General features: G+C 73.4%; 22 protein-coding genes and 2 tRNA genes. 20 read left to right on the forward strand and 4 right to left on the reverse strand.

Annotated elements, in window-relative coordinates; translation table 11 throughout:
- The first annotated feature begins 81 nt into the window (after positions 1–81).
- A complete protein-coding gene (locus ACFWB8_RS01030; RefSeq protein WP_385220552.1) occupies positions 82–939 on the forward strand; it encodes a fumarylacetoacetate hydrolase family protein in 858 nt (285 codons plus the stop codon).
- 72 nt (positions 940–1,011) lie between these two features.
- Here the strand turns inward: ACFWB8_RS01030 and ACFWB8_RS01035 are convergent, their stop codons facing one another.
- A complete protein-coding gene (locus ACFWB8_RS01035) occupies positions 1,012–2,241 on the reverse strand; it encodes an LPXTG cell wall anchor domain-containing protein (RefSeq protein WP_385220555.1) in 1,230 nt (409 codons plus the stop codon).
- A 111-nt stretch (positions 2,242–2,352) separates the two neighbouring features.
- On the reverse strand, positions 2,353–3,438 hold the full coding sequence (locus ACFWB8_RS01040; RefSeq protein WP_385220558.1) for a Gfo/Idh/MocA family oxidoreductase: 1,086 nt from the start codon (positions 3,436–3,438) through the stop codon (positions 2,353–2,355).
- Between the two features lie 55 nt (positions 3,439–3,493).
- Here ACFWB8_RS01040 and ACFWB8_RS01045 point away from each other — a divergent pair, with 55 nt between their 5' ends.
- The 13 genes from ACFWB8_RS01045 to ACFWB8_RS01105 all read left to right on the forward strand — a co-directional run bounded on the left by ACFWB8_RS01045 (position 3,494) and on the right by ACFWB8_RS01105 (position 16,186).
- Positions 3,494–4,576 carry an ROK family protein gene (locus tag ACFWB8_RS01045; protein ID WP_385220561.1) on the forward strand — a complete coding sequence of 361 codons (1,083 nt, stop codon included), beginning with the start codon at positions 3,494–3,496 and terminating at the stop codon, positions 4,574–4,576.
- 183 nt (positions 4,577–4,759) lie between these two features.
- Positions 4,760–5,500 carry a hypothetical protein gene (locus tag ACFWB8_RS01050; RefSeq protein WP_385220563.1) on the forward strand — a complete coding sequence of 247 codons (741 nt, stop codon included), beginning with the start codon at positions 4,760–4,762 and terminating at the stop codon, positions 5,498–5,500.
- A 72-nt stretch (positions 5,501–5,572) separates the two neighbouring features.
- Positions 5,573–6,343: a GntR family transcriptional regulator gene (locus tag ACFWB8_RS01055; protein ID WP_385220566.1), complete on the forward strand. Its 771-nt coding sequence runs from the start codon at positions 5,573–5,575 to the stop codon at positions 6,341–6,343.
- Between the two features lie 159 nt (positions 6,344–6,502).
- Entirely contained in the window at positions 6,503–7,624 is a 1,122-nt protein-coding gene (locus tag ACFWB8_RS01060; RefSeq protein ID WP_385220569.1) for a TIGR03364 family FAD-dependent oxidoreductase, read from the forward strand.
- Between the two features lie 5 nt (positions 7,625–7,629).
- A complete protein-coding gene (locus ACFWB8_RS01065; protein WP_385220572.1) occupies positions 7,630–8,337 on the forward strand; it encodes a phosphonatase-like hydrolase in 708 nt (235 codons plus the stop codon).
- Complete coding sequence (locus ACFWB8_RS01070) at positions 8,334–9,383, forward strand: ABC transporter ATP-binding protein (RefSeq protein ID WP_385220575.1); 1,050 nt, start codon at positions 8,334–8,336, stop codon at positions 9,381–9,383. The genes ACFWB8_RS01065 and ACFWB8_RS01070 overlap by 4 nt, the downstream gene beginning before the upstream one ends.
- Positions 9,376–10,365: a 2-aminoethylphosphonate ABC transporter permease subunit gene (locus ACFWB8_RS01075; RefSeq protein WP_385220578.1), complete on the forward strand. Its 990-nt coding sequence runs from the start codon at positions 9,376–9,378 to the stop codon at positions 10,363–10,365. Before ACFWB8_RS01070 ends, ACFWB8_RS01075 begins: the two co-directional genes overlap by 8 nt.
- Entirely contained in the window at positions 10,352–11,149 is a 798-nt protein-coding gene (locus ACFWB8_RS01080) for an ABC transporter permease (RefSeq protein WP_385220581.1), read from the forward strand. The genes ACFWB8_RS01075 and ACFWB8_RS01080 overlap by 14 nt, the downstream gene beginning before the upstream one ends.
- A 65-nt stretch (positions 11,150–11,214) precedes the next feature.
- Complete coding sequence (locus ACFWB8_RS01085; RefSeq protein ID WP_385220584.1) at positions 11,215–12,291, forward strand: 2-aminoethylphosphonate ABC transporter substrate-binding protein; 1,077 nt, start codon at positions 11,215–11,217, stop codon at positions 12,289–12,291.
- A 55-nt stretch (positions 12,292–12,346) separates the two neighbouring features.
- Positions 12,347–13,894, forward strand: a complete 1,548-nt coding sequence (locus ACFWB8_RS01090; RefSeq protein WP_385220587.1) for an alkaline phosphatase family protein — start codon at positions 12,347–12,349, stop codon at positions 13,892–13,894.
- 107 nt (positions 13,895–14,001) lie between these two features.
- Positions 14,002–14,781 (forward strand): HAD-IIA family hydrolase, encoded by a 780-nt coding sequence (locus ACFWB8_RS01095; protein ID WP_385220591.1) that lies wholly within the window; start codon positions 14,002–14,004, stop codon positions 14,779–14,781.
- Positions 14,782–14,873: 92 nt separating this feature from the next.
- Positions 14,874–15,530 carry a hypothetical protein gene (locus tag ACFWB8_RS01100; RefSeq protein WP_385220592.1) on the forward strand — a complete coding sequence of 219 codons (657 nt, stop codon included), beginning with the start codon at positions 14,874–14,876 and terminating at the stop codon, positions 15,528–15,530.
- The gene (locus tag ACFWB8_RS01105) at positions 15,527–16,186 is read left to right on the forward strand and encodes a class F sortase (RefSeq protein WP_385220594.1); all 660 of its coding nucleotides are present in this window, start codon (positions 15,527–15,529) and stop codon (positions 16,184–16,186) included. The genes ACFWB8_RS01100 and ACFWB8_RS01105 overlap by 4 nt, the downstream gene beginning before the upstream one ends.
- An 81-nt stretch (positions 16,187–16,267) precedes the next feature.
- Here the strand turns inward: ACFWB8_RS01105 and ACFWB8_RS01110 are convergent.
- Positions 16,268–16,341, reverse strand: a tRNA-Lys gene (locus ACFWB8_RS01110).
- A 262-nt stretch (positions 16,342–16,603) separates the two neighbouring features.
- On the opposite strand from ACFWB8_RS01110, the gene ACFWB8_RS01115 reads away from it, so the two are divergent.
- The 5 genes from ACFWB8_RS01115 (at position 16,604) to ACFWB8_RS01135 (ending at position 22,518) form a co-directional block, all read left to right on the forward strand.
- The gene (locus ACFWB8_RS01115) at positions 16,604–17,989 is read left to right on the forward strand and encodes a peptidoglycan-binding protein (RefSeq protein WP_385220883.1); all 1,386 of its coding nucleotides are present in this window, start codon (positions 16,604–16,606) and stop codon (positions 17,987–17,989) included.
- An 11-nt stretch (positions 17,990–18,000) separates the two neighbouring features.
- Entirely contained in the window at positions 18,001–19,860 is a 1,860-nt protein-coding gene (locus ACFWB8_RS01120; RefSeq protein ID WP_385220597.1) for an SPFH domain-containing protein, read from the forward strand.
- Between the two features lie 194 nt (positions 19,861–20,054).
- A complete protein-coding gene (locus ACFWB8_RS01125) occupies positions 20,055–20,696 on the forward strand; it encodes a lytic polysaccharide monooxygenase (RefSeq protein ID WP_385220600.1) in 642 nt (213 codons plus the stop codon).
- Between the two features lie 26 nt (positions 20,697–20,722).
- Positions 20,723–22,399: an AMP-binding protein gene (locus ACFWB8_RS01130; protein ID WP_385220603.1), complete on the forward strand. Its 1,677-nt coding sequence runs from the start codon at positions 20,723–20,725 to the stop codon at positions 22,397–22,399.
- 45 nt (positions 22,400–22,444) lie between these two features.
- Positions 22,445–22,518 (forward strand) — tRNA-Lys (locus ACFWB8_RS01135).
- A gap of 101 nt (positions 22,519–22,619) precedes the next feature.
- On the opposite strand, the gene ACFWB8_RS01140 is transcribed toward ACFWB8_RS01135, so the two are convergent.
- A complete protein-coding gene (locus ACFWB8_RS01140; RefSeq protein ID WP_385220606.1) occupies positions 22,620–23,378 on the reverse strand; it encodes an IclR family transcriptional regulator in 759 nt (252 codons plus the stop codon).
- A 250-nt stretch (positions 23,379–23,628) separates the two neighbouring features.
- Here ACFWB8_RS01140 and ACFWB8_RS01145 point away from each other — a divergent pair, with 250 nt between their 5' ends.
- Complete coding sequence (locus ACFWB8_RS01145; protein ID WP_385220609.1) at positions 23,629–24,765, forward strand: LLM class flavin-dependent oxidoreductase; 1,137 nt, start codon at positions 23,629–23,631, stop codon at positions 24,763–24,765.
- The last annotated feature ends 74 nt before the right edge of the window (positions 24,766–24,839 follow it).

Consider the following 24,839-nt stretch of genomic DNA (forward strand, 5'->3'; position numbering starts at 1 on the left):
CCAATCCTCCGATGGCCGCAACCCATCGGCCGGCCCGGGCACGCCCCTGGGCCGACCACCCACGACCACGGGAGAATGCCCATGAAGCTGCTGCGCGTCGGACCGGTCGGGTCGGAGCGCCCCGCGCTGCTCGACCAGGACGGGATCCTGCGGGACCTGTCCGGCCTGATCACGGATGTGGACGGCGCTCTCCTGGCGGACGACTCCGCGCTGTCCCGGGTACGGGCCGCGGCGGTATCGGGCGAGCTCGCGGTCCTCGACGCCGAGGGGCTGCGCATCGGCGCGCCCGTCGGCCGCATCGGCAAGGTCGTGGGCATCGGCCTGAACTACTTCGGGCACGCGGCCGAGGTCGGCGCCGAGCCGCCGGCCGAGCCGATCCTGTTCCTCAAGGCCGCGGACACCGTGGCCGGCCCCGACGACACCGTGCTCATCCCGCGCGGCAGCGTGAAGACCGACTGGGAGGCCGAGCTCGGCGTCGTCATCGGCGCGACCGCCCGCTACCTGGCCTCCGCCGCGGAGGGCCTCGCGCACGTCGGCGGGTACGTACTCGTCAACGACGTCTCGGAGCGCGAGTTCCAGACCGAGCGCGGCGGCACCTGGGACAAGGGCAAGAACTGCGAGACCTTCACCCCGCTCGGCCCCTGGCTGGTCACCGCCGACGAGATCCCGGACCCGCAGGTCCTGGACGTGAAGCTGTGGGTCAACGGCGAGCTCAAGCAGGACGGCACCACCGCGGACCAGATCTTCCCGGTCGGCGAGGTCGTGCGGTACCTGAGCCAGTTCATGACGCTGTACCCGGGCGACGTCATCGTCACCGGCACCCCGGCCGGTGTGGCCATGGGGCATCCTCAGCCGAAGCCGTACCTGCGCGCCGGTGACGTCGTGGAGCTGGAGATCGGGAACCTCGGCCGCCAGCGCCAGGAGTTCAAGGGCGCGTAGCGCGCGCACGACGGAAGGGGTGGCACCGCCGTCGGCGGCACCACCCCCTCCGTCGTTCTCCGTTCTTCCGCGTCAGCCCTGGGCCGAGGTGCGGCGACGGCGGCCCAGGGCCACCAGACCCGCGCCCGCGGCGAGCGCGGCGGCGCTGCCGCCCACGATCCAGGCGTTCTCGTCGCCGGCGCCGGTCTTGGCGAGCGAGCCGGAGCCGCCCGCCGGGGCCACGTTGCCGGTGCCGGTGCCGGTGCCGGTGCCGGTGCCGGTGCCGGTGCCGGTGCCCGTGCCGGTGGTGACGACGGCCGGCTTGGTGCCGCCCTTGTCGCCACCCGCGTTGCCCGTGTTGCCCGTGGCCGGCTTGCCGGTCTGGCCCTCGGCGGCCTTGTCCTTGGCGCGCGCCTCGTGCTGCCCGGTCTTCAGGAACGTGGCGCGGTCCTCGGGCGTTCCCTCGAGGGCGGCGACGGCGGCCTTCTTCAGCTCCGGACCCGGGTTCGTGTTCAGGATCGAGAAGATGAGCACCCGGTTGTCCGTGTCGCGCAGCCTGTGCTGCGTGGTCGTCACGAACTCGCGCAGCTGGGCGGGGCTCGGGTTGCCTTCGAGGAGCTGGATGATGCCCTTCTTCAGGTCCGGCCCGGCTCCGTTCAGCATCCGCAGCACCGCGACCCGGTCGTCCTCGGCCCGGACCTTGTGCTGCCCGGTCGCCACGAACTCGCGGACCTGCTCGCGCGTTCCGTTGCTCAGCAGGCGGTTGACCGCCTCGGTGATGCCCTTGCCGGCTCCGTTCAGCATCCGCGCCAGCTCGACCCGGTCGTCCTCGAAGCGGGCCACGTGCTGGCCGTTCTTGAGGAACTCGCCGATGGAGGCCGGGGTGTCGGTGCGCAGGGCGGCGATGCCCGCCTTGCGCACTGCCGGGCCGCCGACGCTGATGATCCGGGCGGTCCGCACCCGGTCGTCCTGGAACTGCTCGGCGGCCCACTCGACCTCCAGGAAGCGCCGCATGTCCGCGGCCGTCCCCTTCAGGGCCTTCTCGGCCGCCTCGCGCACGCCCGGACCGCTCGCCGGGTCCTTCAGGATCGCCTCGATCGCGGCCCGGTCCTTCGCCGCCTGCGGGTCCTCCGCGGGCTTCTCGGCCGGCTTCTCGGCCGGCTTCTGCTCGGGCTTTGCGCCCTCGGGGTGCTGGTCGGCCACGGTCGAACCCGAAGGCGCGGACGACGACGCGGTGTCAGCGGCGAAGGCCGGGGAGGAGAGCAGGACGGCCGGCGCCATCGCCGCTGCGGCGACGGCCGTTGCGATCCGGGGAAGCTTCAAAGCGGAATTCCATTCTTCACATGTGTGATGATCGGTAACCTGTGCAGGATAGATCGTTTTACGGCTTCCGCGATCCCATTTCCGTGCAACTCGGCTCACACACAAGGCTGCTCAGAGCTCGACGGCCACCCCGTCCCGGGACGAGGTGCGCGCCGCCTCCAGTACGGCCAGGCACTGTGCCGCCTCGTGCGCGGTGACCGGATTGGGGCCGCCCTCGCGCAGCGCGGCCGCCACCGCCGCGTAGTACGCCGGGTAGTCGCCGTGCTCGGTCGGAACCGGCGCCCCGCCCCCGGTCAGCGGGGACTCGCCGGAGCCCAGTCGGCCCCACAGGTGCGGGGGCTCCTCGCCCCACAGGACGTCCCCGCCCGGCCGCAGCCCCTCCCGCAGGGCGGCCTCCTGCGGGTCGAGGCCGTACTTCACGTAGCCGGCGCGCGAGCCCAGGACGCGCAGGCGCGGGCCGAGCTGGGCGGTGGTCGCGCTGACGTACAGGTGCGAGCGGACCCCGCTCGCGTGCGTGAGGGCGATGAAGGTGTCGTCGTCGGCCTCGGCGCCCGGGCGGCGCACGTCGGTCTCCGCGTAGACCCGCAGCGCCGGGCCGAAGAGCACCAGCGCCTGGTCCACGACATGGCTGCCGAGGTCGTACAGCAGGCCGCCGATCTCCTCCGGGGCGCCGGACTCGCGCCAGCCGCCCTTCAGTTGCGGACGCCAACGCTCGAAGCGGGACTCGAAGCGCTGGATCTCGCCCAGTTCCCCGTCGGCGAGGAGGCGGCGCAGCGTGAGGAAGTCGTTGTCCCAGCGGCGGTTCTGGAAGACCGAGAGGAAGGTGCCGGTCCGGTCGGCGAGGTCGGCCAGCTCGCGGGCCTCGGCGGCGGTCGCGGCCAGCGGCTTGTCGACGACCACCGGGACGCCGGCGGTGAGGGCGGCCGTGGCGAGCGGGACGTGGGTCTTGTTGGGGGAGGCGATGACGACGAGGTCGAGCGCGGGGGTGCGCTCCCAGAGCTCGGCCGCGGAGCCGGCGATCCGGGCGTCCGGGTAGGCCTCGCGGACCTGGCCCTGGCGGTCCGGGTCGGAGGTGACGACGGTGTCGAGGACCAGGCCCTCGGTGGCGGTCACGAGGGGGGCGTGGAAGACGGAACCGGCGAGTCCGTAGCCGATCAGTCCGACGCGGAGGGCGGTGGCGGGGGCGGTGTCGTTCATGGCCATACTTTGGCAACAGTGTTGCTGAAGTGCAAGGAGGGTGGACAATGGGCGGGTGAACAGGGGCGATGAGGACGGTCCGCGCGGCGGGCGCGGCGGGGTGAATCTGCCGGCGCTGCGCGGGCACAACGACGCGCTGGTGCTGGACCTGCTGCGCGGCGCGGGCGCGGCGGGGCTGGGGCGCGGCGAGCTCGCCGACCGTACGGGGCTCACCCCGCAGGCGGTCAGCAAGATCACGGCGCGGCTGCGGGCCGAGGGGCTGGTGGCGGAGGCCGGTCGCGAGCCGTCCACGGGCGGCAAGCCGCGGACCCTGCTGCGGCTGGTGCCGGGGGCGCGGCACGCGCTCGGGGTGCAGCTGGACCGCGACGAGCTCACGGCGGTACGGGTGGACCTGGCGGGCCGCGTCCTGGAGCGGTGGGACGCGCCGCTGGACTTCGGGGCCGGTCCTGACGCGGTCGTGGAGGCGGCCGTACGGGCGGTCCGGCGGGTGACGGACCCGGCCGGCCCCCCGCTCGGGGTGGGGGTGGCCGCGCCGGGGCCGCTGGACTGGCGGGCCGGGGTGCTGGGGCGGGTGACGGGGTACCCGCAGTGGGAGGGGTACCCGCTGCGGGAGGTGCTGGCGGGGCGGCTGGGGGCTCCGGTGCGGTTGGACAAGGACACGAACGCGGGGGCCGCGGCCGGCGCCGGCTTCGGCGACGGGTCCTCGGTGTACGTGCACGTCGGCACCGGGCTGGGGGCGGGCCTGCGGCTGGGCGGCGAGGTGTACCGCGGCGCGCGTTCCGCCGCGGGGGAGTTCGGCCACCAGGTGCTGTCGCTGGACGGGCCGCCGTGCCGGTGCGGGGCGCGGGGCTGCGCGGAGGTGCTCTGCCTGGCGGCGGTGGCCCGCGGGGATTCGGCGCGGGCGGCGCGGATCGTGGGCGAGGCCGCGGCGAACCTGGTCGCTCTGCTGGACGTGGACCGGGTGCTGCTGGGCGGGCGCGTGGTGGCGGCCGCTCCCGAAGCCTTCGTGTCGGGAGTCCGCGCGGTACTGGCCTCCCGCTCCCTGACCCCGGTCCCGCCGGAGGTCTCCCTGTCCCCCACCACCGTCGCGCAGGGCGCGGCGGAACTGGCCCTGTCCCCCTTCTTCGGCCGCACCTGAACCCGCTCCCGCCCGCCCCCACGCCCGCCGGGCCCGGGTGCGCCGCCGAATGGGCGGAAACCCGGACGGACCGGGCGTGGTGGGGCCGGGGGGTTGCGGAGGCGTGGGAAGGTGCGGGCAGGGCCGGGGTGATTGTCGCCTGGTCCGACCATCGTCCTGTCCGGCGAGTAGCGAAGGTCTTCCATGCCACTGCGCAAAGCCCTTGCCCTCGCCGCCGTCCTGGTCGCGGCCGCCGCATCCGCCGCGGCCGCGGACATCGGCACCGGCGGCGGGGCCCGCCCCGCGCCCGCGCTGCCCTCCCGCGTACAGGCCACCTGCGGGGACGCGAAGGCCCCGCAGTTCCCCATCGGCGCCCGCATCCGCGGCGGCCCCGCCGTGTACCGCACGGGCGGGGACCCGCAGAGCTGGTACCTCGACCTCACCAACACCACCGCCGGCGAATGCAGCGCCATCCACCCCGTCGTGGTGTTCACGGACAAGGCCCGCGCGCTGCGGCCCGCGCACCTGCGGATGGAGTTCGACACCCAGGGCGGCACCTTCCCCGTCAGCCTGGAGCACACCGACCGCGACGAGATCATCGCCGTGTTCGACGGCGGCGACGCCTTCTCCGGATTCACCGTCGGCGCCGGCGGCACCCTGACCGTCAAGGTCCGCCTCGCCTTCGCCTCCGACGCCCCGCACGGCGAGGCCGTCGCCGACGCGGCCCTCGTCCAGCGCAAGGGCGACGACGGCGACTGGGTCGGCGAGGCCGGCGGCTACCACTTCACCGTGGAAGGGCCTCAGGACACCGACGAGGCGGGTTCGCTCGCGCGCACCGGCCCGCGCGAGACGGCCTACGCCGTCGGAGCGGTGGCCGCGCTGGCCGCAGGCGGCGGACTGCTGCTCGGTGCCCGCCGACTGCGCACCCCGCCCCGCGCCCGCTGATCCGTACACCTGCCCCGCGCCCGCTGATCCGCGTACACCTGCCCGTACACCTCGCCCACGTACAGTCCGAGGGTGGAAGAACAGACCCGGTACCAGCCCCACCGGCCCGGCCGGCCCGTGCGTTCCGGCATCCCGGAGCACGGCCGCATCCCCAAGTACTACGCCGTCAGGGCCCGTATCGCCGGGCTCCTCGACGAGCTCGGCGAGGGCGGCTCGCTGCCCACCGAGCGCGATCTCGCCGAGCGGTACGAGGTCTCGCGCGAGACCGTGCGCCAGGCCCTGCGCGAACTGCTGCTGGAGGGCCGGCTCCGCCGCTCCGGCCGCGGCACCGTCGTCGCCGGCCCGAAGCTGGAGCAGCCGCTCTCCCTCGCCAGCTACACCGAGGGCGTACGCCGCCAGGGCCGCCGGCCCGGCCGCAACCTCATCGGCCTGGAGCGCTTCCCCTGCCCGCCGGACCTGGCCTCCGGCATCGGCGCCGAACCGGGCGAGCCCGTCTGGCACTTGGAGCGCGTACTGCTCGCCGACGATGAGCGCGTCGGCCTGGAGAGCACCTACATCCGCCTCGCCCGCGCCCCCCGCCTCGACGCCGACTTCCAGCCGGACTCCTCCTTCTACGGATACCTCCGCGACAGCCTCGGGATCTCCTTCGGCGACGCCGACGAGAAGCTGGAGACCGTGCTCGCGACCCCCCGCGAGGCACTGCTGATCGGCACCCCGCCCGCGCTGCCGATGCTGCTCATCCACCGCTTCTCGCGGGACCAGGACGGCCGGCCGCTGGAGCGGGTGCGTTCGCTCTACCGTGGCGACCGGTTCAGCTTCACGACCCGGCTGCGGCCCGAATAGCCCCTGGTCGACCCCGCCCGTAAGGGAAGGAAAGGGACGGAAAGGCGCGCACTGTGGTCACGAGACGGTAACGGGTCTGGTCCAAGCGTCGGGGGTTGTTCACCGGCCCGTTGCCGGGCCGATCCTCCCGGTCCACGGGCCGCGGACACCGTGAACGACGTGAGAGTCATAGTCGTCGGAGGCGGCGTGGTCGGCACCATGCACGCCTGGCAAGCAGTCGAACGCGGCCACGAGGTCGTCCAGATCGAGCGAGAGGCCGAGGCCCGCGGCGCGTCCCTGCGCAATTTCGGCCAGATCTGGGTCAGCGGACGGGCCGGGGGCGAGGAACTCGACACCGCCCTGCGGGCCCGCGAGCTCTGGGAGCGCATCGGCGCGGAGGTGCCCGGCCTGGGCTTCCGCGCGATCGGCTCCCTCACCCCCGTCCGCGACTCCCGCGAGCACGCGGTCGCCGAGGCGGCCGTCGCCCGCCCCGACGCCGCCGCCCGCGGCTACGAACTGGTCACCGCCGCCGAGGCGCGGGAGATCAACCCCGCCCTGCGCGGGGCCTTCGAAGCCGCCCTGTGGTGCGAGCGGGACGCGGCCGTCGAACCGCGCACCGCGCAGCCGCACCTGCGCGAGGCGCTCAAGGCCACCGGCCGCTACGCCTTCCTCCCCGGCCGCGAGGTCCGCGAGGTCGTCGGCGCGGCCGCCGTCCGCGACGACCACGGCGACGTCCACCGGGGCGACGCCGTCGTCCTCGCCACCGGAGCCTGGCTGTCCGGCCTGGTCCGCGAGCTGGCCCCCGACCTGCCCGTGCGCCGGGTCCGGCTGCAGATGATGCAGACCGCCCCGCTCGGCGAGCCGCTGACCACCTCGGTCGCGGACGCCGACAGCTTCCGCTACTACCCGGCGTACCGGGGCGAGGCCCTCGACGCACTGGTCGCCGGCCAGCCGCAGGCCCCGATCGCCGCCGCCCACAAGATGCAGCTCCTGATGGTCCAGCGGCAGGGCGGCGGACTGACCATCGGAGACACCCACGAGTACGAGCACCCCTTCGCCTTCGACACCCTCGAAGACCCCTACGAGCACCTCACCGGGGTCGTCGAAGCCTTCCTGGGCCGACCGCTGCCGAAGATCACGCGGCGCTGGGCCGGCGTGTACGCGCAGTGCACCGACACCACCCGCGTCGTCCACCGCCAGCAGGTGGCCGAAGGCGTCTGGCTGGTGACGGGACCCGGCGGCCGCGGCATGACCTGCTCGCCCGCCATAGCCGAGACCACCGCGAACGAACTGGGCTGGTGAGTCAGATGAGCAGCCGACACACCGACAACAAGAACCTGGTCGTCCTCGACATGGCCGGCACCACCGTCGCCGACGGCGGTCTCGTCGAGCGCGCCTTCGAGCGGGCCGCCGAGACCCTCGGCGTCGAGCCCGGCAGCGCCGACCACACCGCCAAGCTCCAGTACGTCCGCGACACCATGGGCGAGTCGAAGATCTCCGTCTTCCGCCACCTCTTCGGTACGCAGGAGCTCGCCCGGCGCGCCAACTCCGCCTTCGAGGAGGCCTACGGGGAGCTCGTCGACGGCGGCCTCGTCGCCCCGCTCCCCGGAGCCCGCGAAGCCGTGGACGAGCTCCGCGCCGACGGCCGCACCGTCGTCCTGACCACCGGCTTCGCCCGCGTCACCCAGAACGCCATCCTCGACGCCCTCGGCTGGCAGGACCTCGCCGACCTCACCCTGTGCCCCGCCGACGCGGGCGGCCGCGGCCGGCCCTACCCCGACATGGTGCTGGCCGCCTTCCTGCGCACCGGCGCCGTGGCCGACGTACGGCAGACCGTGGTCGTCGGCGACACGGCGTACGACATGCTCAGCGGCAGCCGCGCCGGCGCCGGGATCGTGGCCGGTGTCCTCACCGGCGCGCACGGCCGCCCGGCCCTGGAGGAGCACGGCGCGACCCACGTCCTCGGTTCGATCGCCGAACTCCCGGCGCTGCTGGCCCGCAGGTCCGGCGCGTGAGCGGCATCGGTTTCGACTCGGTCTCCGTCGCCTACGGCGGCAACACCGTCCTGGACCGCCTCGATCTGACCGTCGAACCGGGCGAGGTCATGGCGCTGCTCGGCCCCTCCGGCTCGGGCAAGACCACGGCGCTGCGCGCGGTCGCCGGCTTCGTCCGGCCCGCCGCGGGCCGGGTGCTGATCGGCGGCCGGGACGTCACCGCGCTCCCGCCCCACAAGCGCGGCATCGGCATGGTCGTCCAGCAGTACGCGCTCTTCCCGCACATGCGGGTCGAGGACAACGTCGCCTTCGGGCTGAGGGCGCAAAAGGCCCCGAAGTCCGGGATCCCGGGCCGGGTCGCCGAGGCCCTGGAGATGACCGGGATGGCGGCGTACGCCAGGCGCTACCCCCGCGAGCTCTCCGGCGGGCAGCAGCAGCGCGTGGCCATCGCCCGCGCGCTCGCCATCCGCCCCGGCGTGCTGCTGCTGGACGAGCCGCTCTCCGCGCTCGACGCGCAGCTGCGCTCCGGGATGCTCGCGGAACTGGCCAGGCTGCACCGCGAACTGCCCCACGTGTCGATCCTCTACGTCACCCACGACCAGGTCGAGGCGCTGACCCTGGCCGACCGGATCGCCGTCATGGACCGGGCCCGGCTGCAGGACTGCGGCACGCCGCAGGAGCTGTACCGGGCGCCGCGCACCGAGTTCACCGCCTCCTTCGTCGGCAACGCCAACCTGCTGCCGGTGACCGTGGCCGACGGCGGCGCGCTCTTCGCCGGGCGCGCGCTCGAACTGGACCCGGGCCGGGCGGCCATCGGGGCGAGCGCCACCCTGTGCGTACGGCCGCACCTGCTCGGCCTCGGTGACGGCCCCAACGCCCTGAGCGGCACCATCGCCGAGGTGCAGTGGCGCGGTTCGACGCACCGGCTGTACGTCGACGTCGACGGCCACCGCGTCAAGGCGGACCTCCCGGAACTGCGCGACACCCCGGCCCTGGGCGACCGCGTGACCCTGCACTTCGAGCCGCGCGACGCCGTGCTGCTGGCCGCAGGGGTGTCCGATGGCTGAGACCACGCGGCAGACCCCCGCCGCTGCGACCCAGGCGTCCCGCGCCGAGCCCGGCGGCCTGGCCGGGGCCCCCTCCGGGGAGGCTCGGGGTTCTGCCCCGGACCCCGCGCCTCGATCGCCGGCGGGGCTGGGTGGTGCACCCGCTGCCGCCCCGCAGGGGGCTCGGCTGCCGCAGTGGGTGTGGGCCCTGCCGCCCGTGGCCCTGCTCGCGGCGGTCTTCCTCTACCCCCTCGCGCTGGTGGTCCGGCAGTCCCTCACTCCCGAGAACGGCGGCGGTGCCTTCGACGCGTACGCCTCCGTCTTCGCCTCGCACGGTTTCCGCGAGGCCCTCGGGACCACGGTGTGGCTGGCCGTCGGCGCCACCGTCGGCTGCCTGCTCCTCGGCTTCGCACTCGCTCTGGTCATCGCCTTCGTCCCGTTCCCCGGGGCGCGCGCGGTCGCGAGGTTCATCGACGTCTTCCTCTCCTTCCCCTCCTTCCTCATCACCCTCGCCCTCCTCTTCCTCTACGGCACCGTCGGCATGGCCAACGGTCTGTGGACCGACGTGCTCGGAGTCGCGGACGGCCCCTTCCGCTTCCTGACCACGCCGTGGGGCGTCCTCCTCGCGGAGATCACGTACTTCACGCCCTTCGTGATGCGCCCGCTGCTCGCCGCCTTCTCCCAACTGGACTCCGCCCAGCTGGAGGTGGCCTCCTCGCTCGGCGCCAAGCCGGGCCGGATCGTCCGGCGGGTGATCCTTCCGGAGGCCCTCCCGGCCCTGGCCGCCGGCGGCAGCCTCGTCCTCGTCATGTGCCTCAACGAGTTCGGGATCGTCCTCTTCACGGGAGCCAAGGACGTCACCACCCTCCCGATGCTCATCTACGGCAAGGCGATCCTCGAATCCGACTATCCGGCCGCCTGTGTGGTCGCCGTGGTCAACATCGCGATCTCCGTCGGCCTGTTCGGCCTCTACCGGGTGGTGAGCAAGCGTGCTGGTGCATAGCAAGACCGGCCGCTGGGCCGCCTGGGCCCTCTTCGGCCTCCTCTTCCTGCCCCTCTTCGCCCTGCCCCTGCTCGTCGTGGTCGCGGCTTCCTTCGCCACCCACTGGTCCGGCGCCTTCCCCTCCGGCCCGACCACCGAGAACTACGCCTCCGCCGTCCAGGGCGAATCCCTCCAGGCGCTGACCACCTCGCTGGTCACCGCCCTGGCCGCCAGCCTGCTCGCCCTCACCGTCGGCGGCTGGGCGGCTCTCGCCGCGGGCACGCTGCGGGGGCGCGGCAAGCGGGTTGTGGACGCGCTGTTCGTGCTGCCGGTGGCCGTGCCGTCGGTGGTCGTCGGCCTCGCCGTGCTCGTCGCGTTCAGCAAGCCCCCGCTGCTGCTCAACGGCACCGGCTCGATCGTGATCCTGGCGCACGCGATCCTCGTCACCGCGTTCGCCTACCAATCGGTTTCGGCCGCCCTCGTCCGTCTCGACCCCGCGTACGAGCAGGCGGCGGCCTCGCTGGGCGCCCGCCCCTCGTACGTGCTGTGGCGGGTCAAACTGCCCCTCCTGCTGCCGTCCCTCACGGCGGCCGCCGGGCTCTGCTTCGCACTGTCCATGGGCGAGTTGAGCGCCACGATGATGCTCTACCCGCCGGACTGGCTGCCCCTGCCCGTCCGCATCTTCACCGCCACCGACCGCGGTTCGCTCTTCGGCGGCTCCGCCGTCGCCGTGGTCCTGATGGCCACCACGCTGCTGGCGCTGCTGGCCGTCTCGCGCATCCGCACCAAAGCCTCGTACCGCTGAAGCCTCGTGCCGCTCGGCCGCCTTCTGTATTCTCCGCTGACTCCCTTTCCCTGTAAGGAAGTTCCATGCCCAGCAAGCCCATGCTCCGTGCCGCGGCCGCCGTCACCGGCAGCTTTGCCCTCGCCGTCCCCCTCACCGCCTGCGGCGGCACCTCCTCCGCCGGCTCCAAGGGCGGCGGGGAGAAGATCGTCACCGTCTACAGCGCCGACGGCCTCAAGAGCGACAAGGGAGACGGCTGGTACGACAAGGTCTTCGCCGACTTCACCAAGAAGACCGGCATCGAGGTCAAGTACGTCGAAGGCGGCTCCGGCGAGATGGTGCAGCGGGCCGTTCGCGAGAGGAGCAACACGCAGGCCGACGTGCTGATCACGCTGCCGCCGTTCATCCAGCAGGCCGACGGCAAGGGCCTGCTCCAGGCGTACGAGCCGCAGGGCTCCGACAAGGTCAACGGCGCCGACAAGGCCGCCGACGGCAAGTGGACCTCGGTCATGAACAACTACTTCGGCTTCGTCTACAACAAGAAGGAGCTCGGCTCCGCCCCCAAGACCTGGGAGGAGCTGCTGGACGGCGACTACAAGGGCAAGCTCCAGTACTCCACTCCCGGCGTCGCGGGCGACGGCACCGCCGTGCTCATCAAGACGATGCACGACTTCGGCGGCAAGGAGCCGGCGATGGAGTACCTGAAGAAGCTCCAGGCCAACAACGTCGGTCCGTCCTCCTCCACCAGCAAGCTCGCGCCCAAGACCGACAAGGGCGAGCTCCTCGTCGCCAACGGCGACGTCCAGATGAACTTCGCACAGTCCAAGTCCATGCCGAACCTGGGCATCTGGTTCCCGGCCAAGGACGGCGCCAAGCCCACGACCTTCGCCCTCCCGTACGCGGCCGGCCTGGTGGACAAGGCCCCGCACTCCGAGAACGGCAGGAAGCTCCTCGACCACCTGCTCAGCGAGGACGCCCAGAAGCTGGTCAGCGGGGTCGGCGGCGGCTTCCCGGCGCGCGGCGACGTGAAGCCCACCGATGCCAACGCCGTCGAGCTCACCAGGATCATGGCCGGGGTCGAGGTCTTCGAACCGGACTGGGCCGACATCGACGAGAACCTCACCGGCTACGTCGACGCGTGGAAGTCGGCCACCGGCAGCTGACGTGCCGCCGTCCCTTGCCCCCGCGCCCTCACCACGACGACTCCCGGAGGAATACGTGCCCACTGTCCCGTCCGGACGGACCCTCGGCGCCGCGGCGACCGCGACCGCCCTGCTCGCCGCCGCCCTCGGCGCCCTCACCGCCCTCGGCGCGCACGCCGCCACCGGCGCCCCGACCGCCCCGACCGCCGCCAACACCGACAAGGTCCTGGTCATCGGCCTCGACGGCACGGTCCTGGACCGCGTCAAGGCCGCCGCCGCCCCCCACCTGAACGGTCTGATGGCCCAGGGCCTGACCGCCCGCAGCACCCTGTACGCGAATCCGATGGCCGCCACCTCCTCGGGCCCCGGCTGGTCCACCATCGCCACCGGTGTCTGGCCCGACAAGCACGGGGTGAAGGACAACTCCTTCACCGGCAAGAACTACGCGGCGCACCCCGACTTCCTGACCCGCATCGAGAACGCGAAGCCGGCGCTCAACACGTACGCGGCCGCCGACTGGGAGCCCCTCACCTCCACCGACCAGAACGGCCCGGTCTTCTCGGCCAAGGTCGACAAGCGCCTGAACCTCAAGGGCGACCGCGACGGATACGGCAGCGAGGACCCCAAGATCGCGGCCGCGGCCGCCGCCGAACTGCAGGGCCAGAACCCGGACGCCGCCTTCGTCTACTTCGGCGAGATCGACCACGCGGGCCACACCTCCGGCGCCGCCGGCCAGGAGTACCTGGACGCCATCGCCCGCGTGGACCAGCTGGTCGGCCGGCTCCTCACCGCGGTGCAGTCCCGCCCGACGTACGGCCAGGAGAACTGGAAGATCGTGGTCACCACCGACCACGGCCACACCGACGCCGGCGGCCACGGCGGCTCCACCCTCCAGGAGCGCGGCACCTTCGTCATCGCCAAGGGCGCCGGGATCCCGGCCGGTTCGGTACGCGATGACGTGAAGCTCGTGGACGTGGCGGCGATCGCGCTCGACCACGTCGGTGTCACGGGCTCCGCCATCGACGGACTCGCGCTCGGCGCCCCGGACAGAGACCCCTTCGACACCCTGCGCCCCGGCCTCCAGGCACGCGTGGACGAGACGGGCATCCCGGCCGGCACCAAGGGCTTCACGCACACCCCGCCGGCCGGCTGGGCGGTGGACAACTCCCGGATGGGCACCGGCGGTGTCACCGAATGGGCCGGCTGGGCCTTCGCGACGGACGAGTTCTGGAGCCGGGCGCAGCGCGACCAGTGGCGCGAGCTGAACGTCCGCTCCCGTGACGTGTTCGCCGTGGCCGACTCCGACGAGTGGGACGACAAGAGCCACACGGGCGCCTTCGACTCCACGCTGATCACCCCGAAGTGGGCGGTGTCCGGCGGCGCCGCGAAGAACCTGACCTTCCAGACGCACTACCGCCACGAGGCGGGCCAGAGCGCCCAGGTCCTCGTCTCCTACAACGGCGCGGCCCCGACCGTGGTCAAGAGCTACACCGCCGACGCCGTCGCCAGGTCCGAGTCGATCGCGCTCCAGGTCCCGTCCGGCGCCACCGACGTCCAGGTCCGCTTCCGCTACAGCGGCGCCAACAACTGGTATTGGACCGTGGACGACGTCCGGCTCGGCTGATCCGTCCGGGCCGTGGACGCCGAACGCGTCCGCGGCCCGGCCCGGATAGGGTGGTAGAGACCACAGGTCACAGAGGTCAGACGCCACCGAGAGCGGAGAACAGTCCAGTGGCAGAGCGCAAGCCGATCGAATCCTGGCTCACCGACATGGACGGGGTCCTCATCCACGAGGGCACCCCGATCCCCGGCGCCGATGCCTTCATCAAGCGGCTGCGCGAGTCCGGCAAGCCCTTCCTGGTGCTGACCAACAATTCCATCTACACCCCGCGCGACCTCCAGGCCCGCCTCAGCCGCATGGGCCTGGACGTCCCCGTCGAGAACATCTGGACCTCGGCGCTGGCCACCGCGAAGTTCCTCGACGACCAGCGGCCGGGCGGCACGGCGTACGTCATCGGCGAGGCCGGCCTGACGACCGCCCTGCACGACATCGGCTACATCCTCACCGACCACGAGCCCGACTACGTGGTCCTGGGCGAGACCCGTACGTACAGCTTCGAGGCCATGACCAAGGCCGTCCGGCTGATCAACGGCGGCGCCCGCTTCATCTGCACCAACCCGGACGAGACCGGCCCCTCCGCCGAGGGTCCGCTCCCGGCCACCGGCGCGGTCGCCGCGCTGATCACCAAGGCGACCGGCAAGAAGCCGTACTTCGCCGGCAAGCCCAACCCGCTGATGATGCGGACGGGCCTGAACGCCATCGGCGCGCACTCCGAGAGCAGCGCGATGATCGGCGACCGGATGGACACCGACGTACTGGCCGGGCTGGAGGCGGGGATGCAGACCTTCCTCGTGCTGACCGGTCTGACCTCCGCCCTGGACACCGAGAAGTTCCCGTACCGCCCGACCAAGACGGTGAACTCCATCGCTGACCTGGTCGATCTGGTTTAGGGCGTTCGGCTGACTCGTACGGGCCAAGAGGGCGCCGCTCCGGATGCGGAGCGGCGCGCCGCGCGTGAATCTCCTTGTTGAGGAGGTTCACCATGCGCACCGATCCGATCGTTCTCCGTGCCGCCGGGGTGGCCGTCGCCCTGACGGCCCTCACCGCCGTGACCGCACCCGTCGCCCTCGCGAACGAGGGGAACCGCGGCAGCGTCTCGGCCGACCCCAACCCGGCCGAACCGGGGGCGCAGGTCAAACTGCGCGTCCACGGCTGCGACGACGACTGGGCCATCGCCCAGTCCTCCGTGTTCGTGTCGGAGGTCCGGCTGTCCTCCGGCCGTGGCGACGACCGCCGCACGCTGTGGGGCGACGCGGTGATCCGCTCCTGGGCCGAGCCGGGCCGGCACGACATCCGGGTGAAGTGCGGCGGCCACGGCGGCGAACGCGAGTGGGGCTCCATCGAGATCGTCCGCCGCCGCGAGCACCACCCCGACCCCCACCACACGCCGATCTGGCCCGTCCACGCGGGCGGCGGCGGCATGGCCGCGGAGCTCGCCGAGAAGGCCAAGGTCGCCGAGGCTCCGGCGGCGGGCCGGCAGGCCGACGCGGCCGAACTGGCCGCCGCCGCCAAGCACAACCACGGGGGCGACGGTCCCGGCCTCCCGCACACGGTGATCGGCGCCATCCTCGCCGCCGCGGCCACCCTGGCGGTCGCCGGCCGGGCGCTGACCCTGCGCCGCCGCCGCAGCGGCGAGTGAACGAGGGCCGGGCGACCGGCGGCGGCCGGCTGCTGACCTTCGCCGCCTGGTCGGTACTCGTGCTCGGGCTGTGGCTCTGGGGCCGCGAGATCACCGGGGTCCCGAGCCCGCTCACCGGCCAGGCCGGCGGTTCGGCGGCGGCGGGCCTGCCGGCCGCGCACGCCCCGCTGGCGGCGGCCGCGCCCGCACGGGTCGACGTACCGTCCATGGGCATCCAGGCCCCGGTGATGGCCCGGGACCTGGACCCCCAGGGCGCGATCGACCCGCCGCCGTACGAGCAGCCGGGATCGGTGGGCTGGTGGCGCGGCGGCCCCCAGCCGGGCGCGGCCGGGACGGCGCTGATGGTCGGCCACGTGGACACGAAGTCCAAGCCGGCGGTGTTCTACGGCCTGAGCTCGGCGCGGTCGGGCGACAAGGTGCGCGTGGTGCGGGCGGACGGCTCGGTCGCGGAGTTCACGATCGAGGACGTACGGGTCCACGAGCGCGCGGGCTTCGACCCGGACAAGGCGTACGGCCAGCGGGTCAAGGGCCGGGCCGAGCTGCGGCTGGTGACCTGCGGCGGCACCTACGACAAGACGATCAAGCAGTACACGGCGAACGTGGTCGTGTCGGCCTATCTGACGGGCGTCACGGTCCGGCCCGGCACGGCGGCGTGAGGCCCGCCCGCCACCGTAGGGCCGTACGGCACGACGAAGAAGCCCCTCGCAGCTCTCGCTGCGAGGGGCTTCCTCCGTCTGTGCGCCGCCAGGGACTCGAACCCCGGACCCGCTGATTAAGAGTCAGCTGCTCTAACCAACTGAGCTAGCGGCGCTTGCTGACAAAGAAAACTTTACAGCACTTCCGGACGTGCTCGTGACCAGCCGCGCCCGCGTTGTCCGATTAACCCATGTTTGGGGTGTTTATCGTGCACGATATGTCTGGGTCCTGCCACATCTGACGCCCCGCCAGATGTGGCGCCCGGCCGACCAGCGGACGAGCAGGGGAGTGGACGGAACCGCATGACGATGCAGCCCCCGACGCACGTGTGTGCACAGACGACGACGCCGCCGACGCCGACCCCGGCGGCGATGCGGATGCCGATGCCAGTTTTCGAGGAGTACGAGCCCGCCGGCGACTGCGCGTGCCGGGGCTGCGCGCAGCGCCGCCGCACCCTCGCCCGCGGCCGGGCCATACCGCTGCGCGACGGAGGTCACCCCGCCGTCCGCGGGGCCCGCCGGGCGCTCGTCCTGGCCACCGCAGCGGGAGTGGTCCTGGGCGGTGGCGGCGGGGCCGCGGTGGCGGTGACGGCTCCGGGCCCCGAGGCCGTCTCGCTGGACGACCCCGGTTCGCCGCAGGGGGCGAAGTCCCCGCTGCACGGCCGGCCGGCGAGGCCGGGGCCGGTCGGCACGCCCGGGCGCCCCGGCGCGCCGCCCGCCGTGAAGCGGATCGACCGCACGACGATCATCAAGCGGGCGAAGCTGTGGCTGGACGCGGAGGTCCCGTACAGCATGACCGAGTACTGGGCGGACGGCTACCGGCAGGACTGCTCGGGCTACGTCTCGATGGCCTGGAACCTCGGTTCCAACGAGTGGACCGGCAGCCTCGACACCTTCGCCACGAAGATCACCAAGGATGAGCTGCTGCCGGGGGACATGCTGCTCTTCCACAACCCGGCGGACCCCAACAAGGGCTCGCACGTCGTGCTCTTCGGCGGCTGGGTGGACGAGACGCGCACCCACTACGTCGCTTACGAGCAGACCCGGCCGATCACGCGGAAGCAGGCCACGCCGTACGGCTACTGGAACAACTCGGTGAAGTACATCCCCTACCGGTTCAACGGGGTCACGGGCGGGATCGTCCCCGAGCCGCCGGTCGCCGTGCCGCCGGTCGCCGTGCCGCCGGTCGCCGAGGCGCCCGCGCCGGGAGCCAAGCCGGTGGTCCCGGCGACCTACCCGGGCGCGTCGAAGTTCGGCCCCGGGGCCGACAACGAGTACGTCGCCCAGCTCGGCGGGATGCTGATCGAGCGCGGCGGTGCCCGTTTCTACCCCAAGGGCGCGTCCAAGCTGTGGACGGACTCCGACCGGCTGGCCACCCAGGCCTTCCAGCGCGCCCAGGGCTGGACGGGCTCGGAGGCCGACGGCATTCCGGGCGAGCACACCTGGCGGCTGCTGGCCCTGCACCAGGGCAAGGACATCCTGCCGACGCCGGGCAGTGCGGCCGCCGCGCCGGGCCCGTCGGGCGTCCCCGCCCATCCGGGCCGGTCGGTCTTCCGGCCCGGGTCGTCCCACCCGTCCATCACCGCCCTTGGCCGCCAGCTGGTGAAGAAGGGCTTCGGCAAGAACTACACATCCGGCCCGGGTCCTCGCTGGGGCGAGACCGACCGCCGCAACGTCGAGGCCTTCCAGCGCGCCCAGGGCTGGCGCGGCGCTTCGGCCGACGGCATCCCGGGCCCGGAAACCTGGCGCCGGCTGTTCGCATGACGGAGGCAACGATGTACCCCACGCGCACCACATCGACCACGGGCATCCTCCAGGTGCCCCCGGCCCTGCCGGAACCCGCCGCCTTCCCGGCCGAGCCGGAACCCGCCGCGGCCCGGACCCCGGAGCAGCCGGCCTGTGACGTACCGGCGGCGCGGGTGGAGAGCGAGGCCGAGCCGGTTCACGCGCCGCAGGCCCCGGGCGCGGACATTCCGCACCCCATCCCGCACCCCATCCCGCACCCCCACGACGAGGCGGCCCACGCCGACGTGGCCACCCAGCGCCTGCGCGCCCCCGAATCCGTCCTCACCGCCGAGCCCGCGTACGGGCAGCGGCACCCCTGGCCCGCGGTGGTCCGCGCCGGCACGGAGCAGCACCACCGCGCCGGGGACGAGGCCGCGCTGTACGTCCCCGAGGCGCCGGCGCCCAAGCCCAAGCCCAAGCCCGAGCCCGAGCCGACGGCGGCGGCGGAGGGCCCGCAACCGTGGCCGCACCGGGAGCCGTCGCCGGAGCCGGAGGCAGTGGCCGTGGCGCCGGATCCGGTCGTGGACCCGGTCACGGATCCGGTCGTGGACCCGGTCGCGGATCCGGTCGCGGATCCGGTCGTCTCCTACGTACGGGACCGGCCCGCTCCGGCGCCCGAGCCGGTCGCGGCGGAGCCCGCCCCGGCGGACGAGCCCGCTCACACGCCCCCGCCGACGACGGCCCCGGCGGTGCAGCTGGACCGGACGCCCGAGCCGGCCGGTGTGCCGGGGCCCGCGGTGGCGGACATCGTCGCGCGGGCCGTGGCGCGGGTGATGGAGGAGGAGGGCGACGCGCAGGACCTGCCGGCGGTCGGCCCGGTCCGCGGCACGGCGGTGACCGAGGTGCCCGTGCACCTGCCCTTCCGCGCGGCCGCGGCCCCCGCCCGGGCCGTCCCGCCCGTCCCGGTCAGGCCGCCCGTCGTCCCGCGGCCCGCTCCCGGACGCCGGGTGCCCCGCGGGGACGACCGGCTCCGCGAGCACCACGGCCCGGTCGTTCCCGGCTGGATCGGCGTCGCCGTCGGCGCGATCGCCCTGACCGGCTGCGCGGCGGTGCTCTGGCGTGCCGGGGCCGTCCCGGCCGAAATCGTGGCCGCCTTCGGCGCGACCCCCCGCGCCTACCAGGGGCTCCGGGCGGCGCACTGGCCGCCGCTCGCCTTCCTCGGCATCGTCGCGCTCCTCGCCCTCGGCGGGCTGGGCCGCGCCCGGACCGGGCACGCCTGGGTGCTCACCCTCTTCGGCCGCTACCGCGGCACGGTCCGCCGCACCGGCCTGACCTGGGTCAGTCCGCTGCTGCTGCGCCGCAGGGTCGACGTACGGCTGCGGCACTGGCGCAGCGACCCGATGCCCGCCGTGGACTCGGGCGGCCTCGCCCTCCAGGTCGTGGTCCAGGTGGTCTGGCAGGTCAAGGACACCGCCCGCGCCACGCTCGCCGTGGCCGACCACACCGAGTACCTGGCCGAGCAGGTGGAGTCGGCCATGGCCCGGGTGCTGTCCCAGCTCCCGGCCGACGCCTTCCACGAGGACGCCCCGACCCTGCGCGACGCCGAGGCCGTCGGTGACGCGCTGACCCGGATGCTGGCGGCCGAGACCGAGGCCGTGGGAGTGGAGGTGTACTCGGCCCAGCCGACCCGGATCGAGTACGCCCCCGAGGTCGCCGAAGCCATGCGGCGCCGCCGGGTCGCGGCGATCGACGCCAAGCACCGGGACACCGTGCTGACCTCGGTGGTGGACGCGGTCGACGACACCGTCCACCGCCTCACCTCGCGCGGGCTCGTGGAGCTGGACGACTACGAGCGCAAGGCCCTGGTGAAGGACCTCACGGTCGCCTTCTACACGGGACGCGCGGAGTAGGCCGGGACGGAGGCCCGGGCCGGGGGCCTGGGGCCAGGAGAACGGGTGGAGCCGGAAAGGACCGGGCCACCCGTTCTTCCGTTGGTATGGACACGGCCAACTCCCGTCAATAATCTGGGACTTGGTCTAGACCTGAAGAATCCCCGCGCGAGCGCACGCTCTCCCCGAACTCCCCCCCACGTTCAAGGAGCATCATGCGTAACATCCGCATGCCCGGATCCGGCAGAACCGGCAGATCCGGCCAGGCCAGGAAGGCCGGCGCCGCGGCGGTCGGCCTCGGCGTCGTGACCGCACTCACGCTCCTCACGGCCCCCACCGCGAGCAGCCACGGCTACACCGACACCCCCATCAGCCGCCAGAAGCTCTGCGCCAACAAGACGGTCGCCGACTGCGGTGCCATCCAGTGGGAGCCGCAGAGCGTCGAGGGCCCCAAGGGGTTCCCGGCCGCCGGCCCCGCAGACGGCAGGATATGTTCGGCCGGCCTCCCGCAGTTCGCGGAGCTCGACAACCCCCGAGGCGGCGCCTGGCCCACCACCAAGGTGACCAGCGGGCAGAGCTACTCCTTCCGGTGGCAGTTCACCGCCAACCACTCCACCACCGACTTCAAGTACTACGTCACCAAGAACGGCTGGGACCCCGCCAAGCCCCTCACCCGCGCCTCCCTCGACCCCCAGCCCTTCCTCACCGTGGCCTACAACGGGGCCCGCCCCGCCATGACCACCGTCCACCAGGGTGCGATGCCGGGCGGCAAGTCCGGCCGGCACCTGATCCTGGCCGTCTGGACGATCAACGACACGGCGAACGCCTTCTACGCCTGCTCCGACGTTCAGTTCTGACGGTACGTCAGCTACGCTCCGGCGGCATGCGGACGACACCCGGAACCGTCGCGGAGCTCATGGCGCGCCAATGGGGCGACCACCGGCCAGGACTGGCATGCGAGGAGACCGTCCTCAGCCACCACCGGACCGCCCAGGAGGCCGCCGCGCGCGCCGCGCTGCTCGTCGACCTGCTGCCGCCGCGGGCGGAGCCGCACATCGGGGTGCTGCTCGACAACACCCCCGAGTTCCCGTTCTGGCTCGGCGCGGCGGCCCTCGCGGGGGCCGCCGTCGCCGGGATCAACCCCACCCGGCGCGGCCCGGAGCTGGCCCGCGACATCCTGCACACCGAGTGCCGGATCCTGGTGACCGAGCGCGCCCACCTGCCGCTGCTCGACGGGCTCGCGCTGCCCGGCGTACGGATCCTGGTGACCGACACCGAGGAGTACGCGGCCCTGCTCGCCCCGTACGCGGCCGCCAAGCCCGGCGAGGCGACGGTGGCCGGCCGCCCGCCCGGGCCGGCGGACCGGCTGCTCCTCTACTTCACCTCGGGTTCCACCGGCGCCCCCAAGGCCGCCATCTGCACCCAGGGCCGGCTCGCCGGCGCCGGGGCCTCCCTCGCGCGGCACTTCTCGGTGACCCCGGACGACGTCCACTACATCTGCATGCCGCTCTTCCACGGCAACGCCGTCATCGCCGACTGGCTGCCCGCCCTGGCCGGCGGGGCCTCGGTGGCGCTGCGGCGCCGCTTCTCGGCGTCCGCGTTCCTGGACGACGTGCGGGCGTACGGGGCGACGTACTTCACCTACGTCGGCCGCTCCATCCAGTACCTGCTGGCCACCCCGCCCCGCCCGGAGGACCGCGCGCACTCGCTGCGCCTGGGCTTCGGCACCGAGGCGGGCGCGGTGGACGCGGCGCGCTTCGCCGAGCGCTTCGGGGTCCGGCTGGTCGAGGGGTACGGGGCCACGGAGGGCGGCGCCTCCGTGCAGCGCACGCCGGACACCCCGCCGGGCGCGCTGGGCCGCGCGGGGGCGGGGGACGACCTGGCGGTGATCGACCCGGAGAGCGGCCTGGAGTGCCCGGCGGCCGTCCTCGACCCGCGGGGGCGCCTGCTGAACGGCGCCGAGGCGATAGGCGAGCTGGTCAACAAGGGCCGCAGCCTCTTCGAGGGCTACTGGCGCAACCCGGACGCGGAGGCGGCCCGGACCCGCGAGGGCTGGTACTGGACCGGTGACCTCTTCTTCCGCGACGACCGTGGCTTCCTCTACTTCGCGGGCCGTACGGACGACCGCCTGAGGGTCGACAGCGAGAACCTGGCGGCGGCGGTGATCGAGAACATCCTGGCCCGCTGGTCCGACGCGGCGGCGGTCGCCGTGTACGCGGTCCCGGACGAGGTCGCGGGCGACCAGGTGATGGCGGCCGTGGCCCCGCGGGAGGGGGCGGGCTTCTCCCCGGAGGCGTTCGCGGCCTTCCTGGCCGCCCAGCCGGACCTGGGGACCAAGATGTCCCCGCGCTACGTCCGGGTGGTCCCGCGGATGCCGGTGACCGCGACGAACAAGGTGCACCGCGCGGCCTTGCGGAGCACGGGGTTCCTGTGCCCCGACCCGGTCTGGTGGCGCCCGGCGGGCGAAGGGGGCTACCGGCCCCTGGACGAGGCCGCGCTGGCCGGGCTCCTGGCGGCCTACCGGGCCCAGGACCGCCTGGCTCTCCTGGAGCGCGGGTAATGGCTTTGAGCACCCCGGACGACCAGGTAGTATTTTCTCTGTCAGGCGCCGCTAGCTCAGTTGGTTAGAGCAGCTGACTCTTAATCAGCGGGTCCGGGGTTCGAGTCCCTGGCGGCGCACCTGTACTTCGGGCGGTTTCCGGTTCACCGGGAACCGCCCGAAGTGTTTTCCGATGCTTTTCGGCCACCCGGCGGTCAGTCCGTCGGCCGGGGCCGCCGCCTCACAGCGTGAGCGACAGCAGAAGCGGCGCGGCCTTCCGGTTCAGCACGTCCGCGGCGGCCCGCAGCCGGTGCGCGTGCTCCACGGGGAGCGAGAGCGCCAGGCAGCCCACCGAGGCCCCGGCGGTGATCGGGACGGCCGCGCAGACCGTGCCCACGGCGTACTCCTGGAGGTCGAGCATCGGGACGGTGGCCGGCTGACTGTCCAGCTTCGAGAAGAGGATCCGCTCGTTCACGATCGTCTTCGAGGTGAGCCGGGCGATCTTGTGCCGGGAGAGGTGGTCGCGCCTGCCGTTCAGGTCGAGCTGGGTCAGCAGGCACTTGCCGACCGCGCTGGCGTGCGCCGCCGAGCGGAAGTCGACCCACTCGTGCACCTTCGGCGTGCGGGGGCTGTCCGCGAACTGCGTGATCCGGACCTCGCCGTCCACGTACCGGCTGATGTAGACGGCCGCGCCGACCGAGTCCCGCAGCCGGTCCAGGGTCTCCTGGAGCTTGCTCTGCAGGGCCGCCTTCCGGTCCACGCCCGAGCCGAGGAGCACCAGGGAGTCGCCTATGGAGTAGGCGCCGTCCGACACCTGGAGCACGTACCCCTCTCGGCGCAGCATGAGGAGCATCGGCGCGAGATGGACCGCGGGCAGGCCGGTCTCACGCGCGATCTGTACGTCGGTCACGCCGCCGGTATGGCGGGCGACCGTTTCGAGTACGCGCAGGGCGTACTGCACCGAGTGGAACGGCGCGGTCGGCTCGGGCTTCAGCGCCACGGTTTCCCCCTAGCAGGTTGTTACCGCTTGCCCTACCACGATAGCCATCAAGAGGCCCACGTGGAGCGCCTGTTGAGGAGATTGATGGCTCAATCATGTCCCCCTGCCTGGATCTACCCGCCTGGCATATGCCACAGGCATGCGCGCTGTCCCGGCGTGCCGGGAATGCCTGGTCGCCGTCGAGAGTTCGAAATCTTCGTACAGAGACGTACGAATGTCGTACGAACGGCAATGCGAGGCGGGAGCGACGATGAATGACACCGGGGACGCGCAGGAGCAGGGGAGCCGTACGGGGAACCGGCCGGACGGCGACCGCGACGGGATCCGGGGCACGGCCCTCGGGCGGGCCCCGGTGCCCCTGTCCGTCCTCGACCTCGTCACCGTCGGCGCGGGCAGCACCGCCCACGCCTCCCTGCGCACCAGCGTGGAGATCGCCCGGCTCGCCGAGTCCCGCGGCTACCACCGCCACTGGGTGGCCGAGCACCACTCCATGCCCGGGGTCGCCAGCTCCTCCCCGGCCGTGATCCTGGCCCACCTCGCCGCGCACACCTCCCGGATCCGGCTCGGCTCGGGCGGGGTCATGCTGCCCAACCACGCCCCGCTCGCCATCGCCGAGCAGTTCGGCACCCTGGAGGCCCTCGCCCCGGGGCGGATCGACCTCGGGCTCGGGCGTGCGCCGGGTACCGACGGGCGCACGGCGGCCGCGCTGCGCGGCGGGCGCCTGGACGAGTCCGCCGACGAGTTCCCCCGCCAGCTCGCGGAGCTCACGCGCTTCCTGGACGACGACTTCCCCGACGGGCACCCCTACGCCCGCGTGCACGCCGTACCGGGCCCGGTGCAGGGACCGGCCGGGCGCCCGCCCCTGTGGCTGCTGGGCTCCTCCGGGTTCAGTGCCCGGCTCGCCGGCGAGCTGGGGCTGCCCTTCGCGTACGCCCACCACTTCTCGGCCGCCGGCACCCTGCCCGCACTCGACCTCTACCGGCAGAGCTTCCGCCCCTCGGCCGTGCTGGACGCCCCGTACGCCGTGATCGGGGTCGCCGCGCTCGCCGCCGACACCGCCGGGGAGGCCCGCGCCCAGGTGCTGACGGGCGCGCTGTCGATGCTGCGGCTGCGCACCGGGCGGCCCGGGCTGGTCCCGACGCCCGAGGAGGCGGCCGCGTACCCCTTCGCCCCGGCGGAGCGGGAGTTCGTCGACGGCTGGCTCGCCAACATCGTCCACGGCACTCCCGACGAGGTCCGCTCCGGACTCGACGACCTGGCGAAGCGGACCGGCGCCGACGAGCTGATGCTGACCGCGAACGCCCACAGCGGGGCCGCCCGGCTGCGCTCGTACGGGCTCGTCGCAGATGCGTACGGGATGCCGGTGCAGGCTCCCGCGGCCGGTTGACCGTATGCGAACGCAGTTCGGCTGGTTTGTTGCCGAAACCTTGCGGGGGGATGCCTGAAGGCAACCTTAAACCG

Origin of the sequence: Streptomyces sp. NPDC060031 (assembly GCF_042736805.1) — a bacterium.
GTDB lineage: Bacteria > Actinomycetota > Actinomycetes > Streptomycetales > Streptomycetaceae > Streptomyces.

What these genes read in the sequence shown, in the direction of transcription:
- ACFWB8_RS01030 (WP_385220552.1), top strand. Translation starts at nt 82, where the DNA reads ATGAAGCTGCTGCGCGTCGGACCGGTCGGGTCGGAGCGCCCCGCGCTG.
- ACFWB8_RS01040 (WP_385220558.1), bottom strand. Translation starts at nt 3,438, where the DNA reads ATGAACGACACCGCCCCCGCCACCGCCCTCCGCGTCGGACTGATCGGC.
- ACFWB8_RS01050 (WP_385220563.1), top strand. Translation starts at nt 4,760, where the DNA reads ATGCCACTGCGCAAAGCCCTTGCCCTCGCCGCCGTCCTGGTCGCGGCC.
- ACFWB8_RS01065 (WP_385220572.1), top strand. Translation starts at nt 7,630, where the DNA reads ATGAGCAGCCGACACACCGACAACAAGAACCTGGTCGTCCTCGACATG.
- ACFWB8_RS01075 (WP_385220578.1), top strand. Translation starts at nt 9,376, where the DNA reads ATGGCTGAGACCACGCGGCAGACCCCCGCCGCTGCGACCCAGGCGTCC.
- ACFWB8_RS01085 (WP_385220584.1), top strand. Translation starts at nt 11,215, where the DNA reads ATGCCCAGCAAGCCCATGCTCCGTGCCGCGGCCGCCGTCACCGGCAGC.
- ACFWB8_RS01100 (WP_385220592.1), top strand. Translation starts at nt 14,874, where the DNA reads ATGCGCACCGATCCGATCGTTCTCCGTGCCGCCGGGGTGGCCGTCGCC.
- ACFWB8_RS01115 (WP_385220883.1), top strand. Translation starts at nt 16,604, where the DNA reads ATGCCGATGCCAGTTTTCGAGGAGTACGAGCCCGCCGGCGACTGCGCG.
- ACFWB8_RS01120 (WP_385220597.1), top strand. Translation starts at nt 18,001, where the DNA reads ATGTACCCCACGCGCACCACATCGACCACGGGCATCCTCCAGGTGCCC.
- ACFWB8_RS01125 (WP_385220600.1), top strand. Translation starts at nt 20,055, where the DNA reads ATGCGTAACATCCGCATGCCCGGATCCGGCAGAACCGGCAGATCCGGC.
- ACFWB8_RS01130 (WP_385220603.1), top strand. Translation starts at nt 20,723, where the DNA reads ATGCGGACGACACCCGGAACCGTCGCGGAGCTCATGGCGCGCCAATGG.
- ACFWB8_RS01145 (WP_385220609.1), top strand. Translation starts at nt 23,629, where the DNA reads ATGAATGACACCGGGGACGCGCAGGAGCAGGGGAGCCGTACGGGGAAC.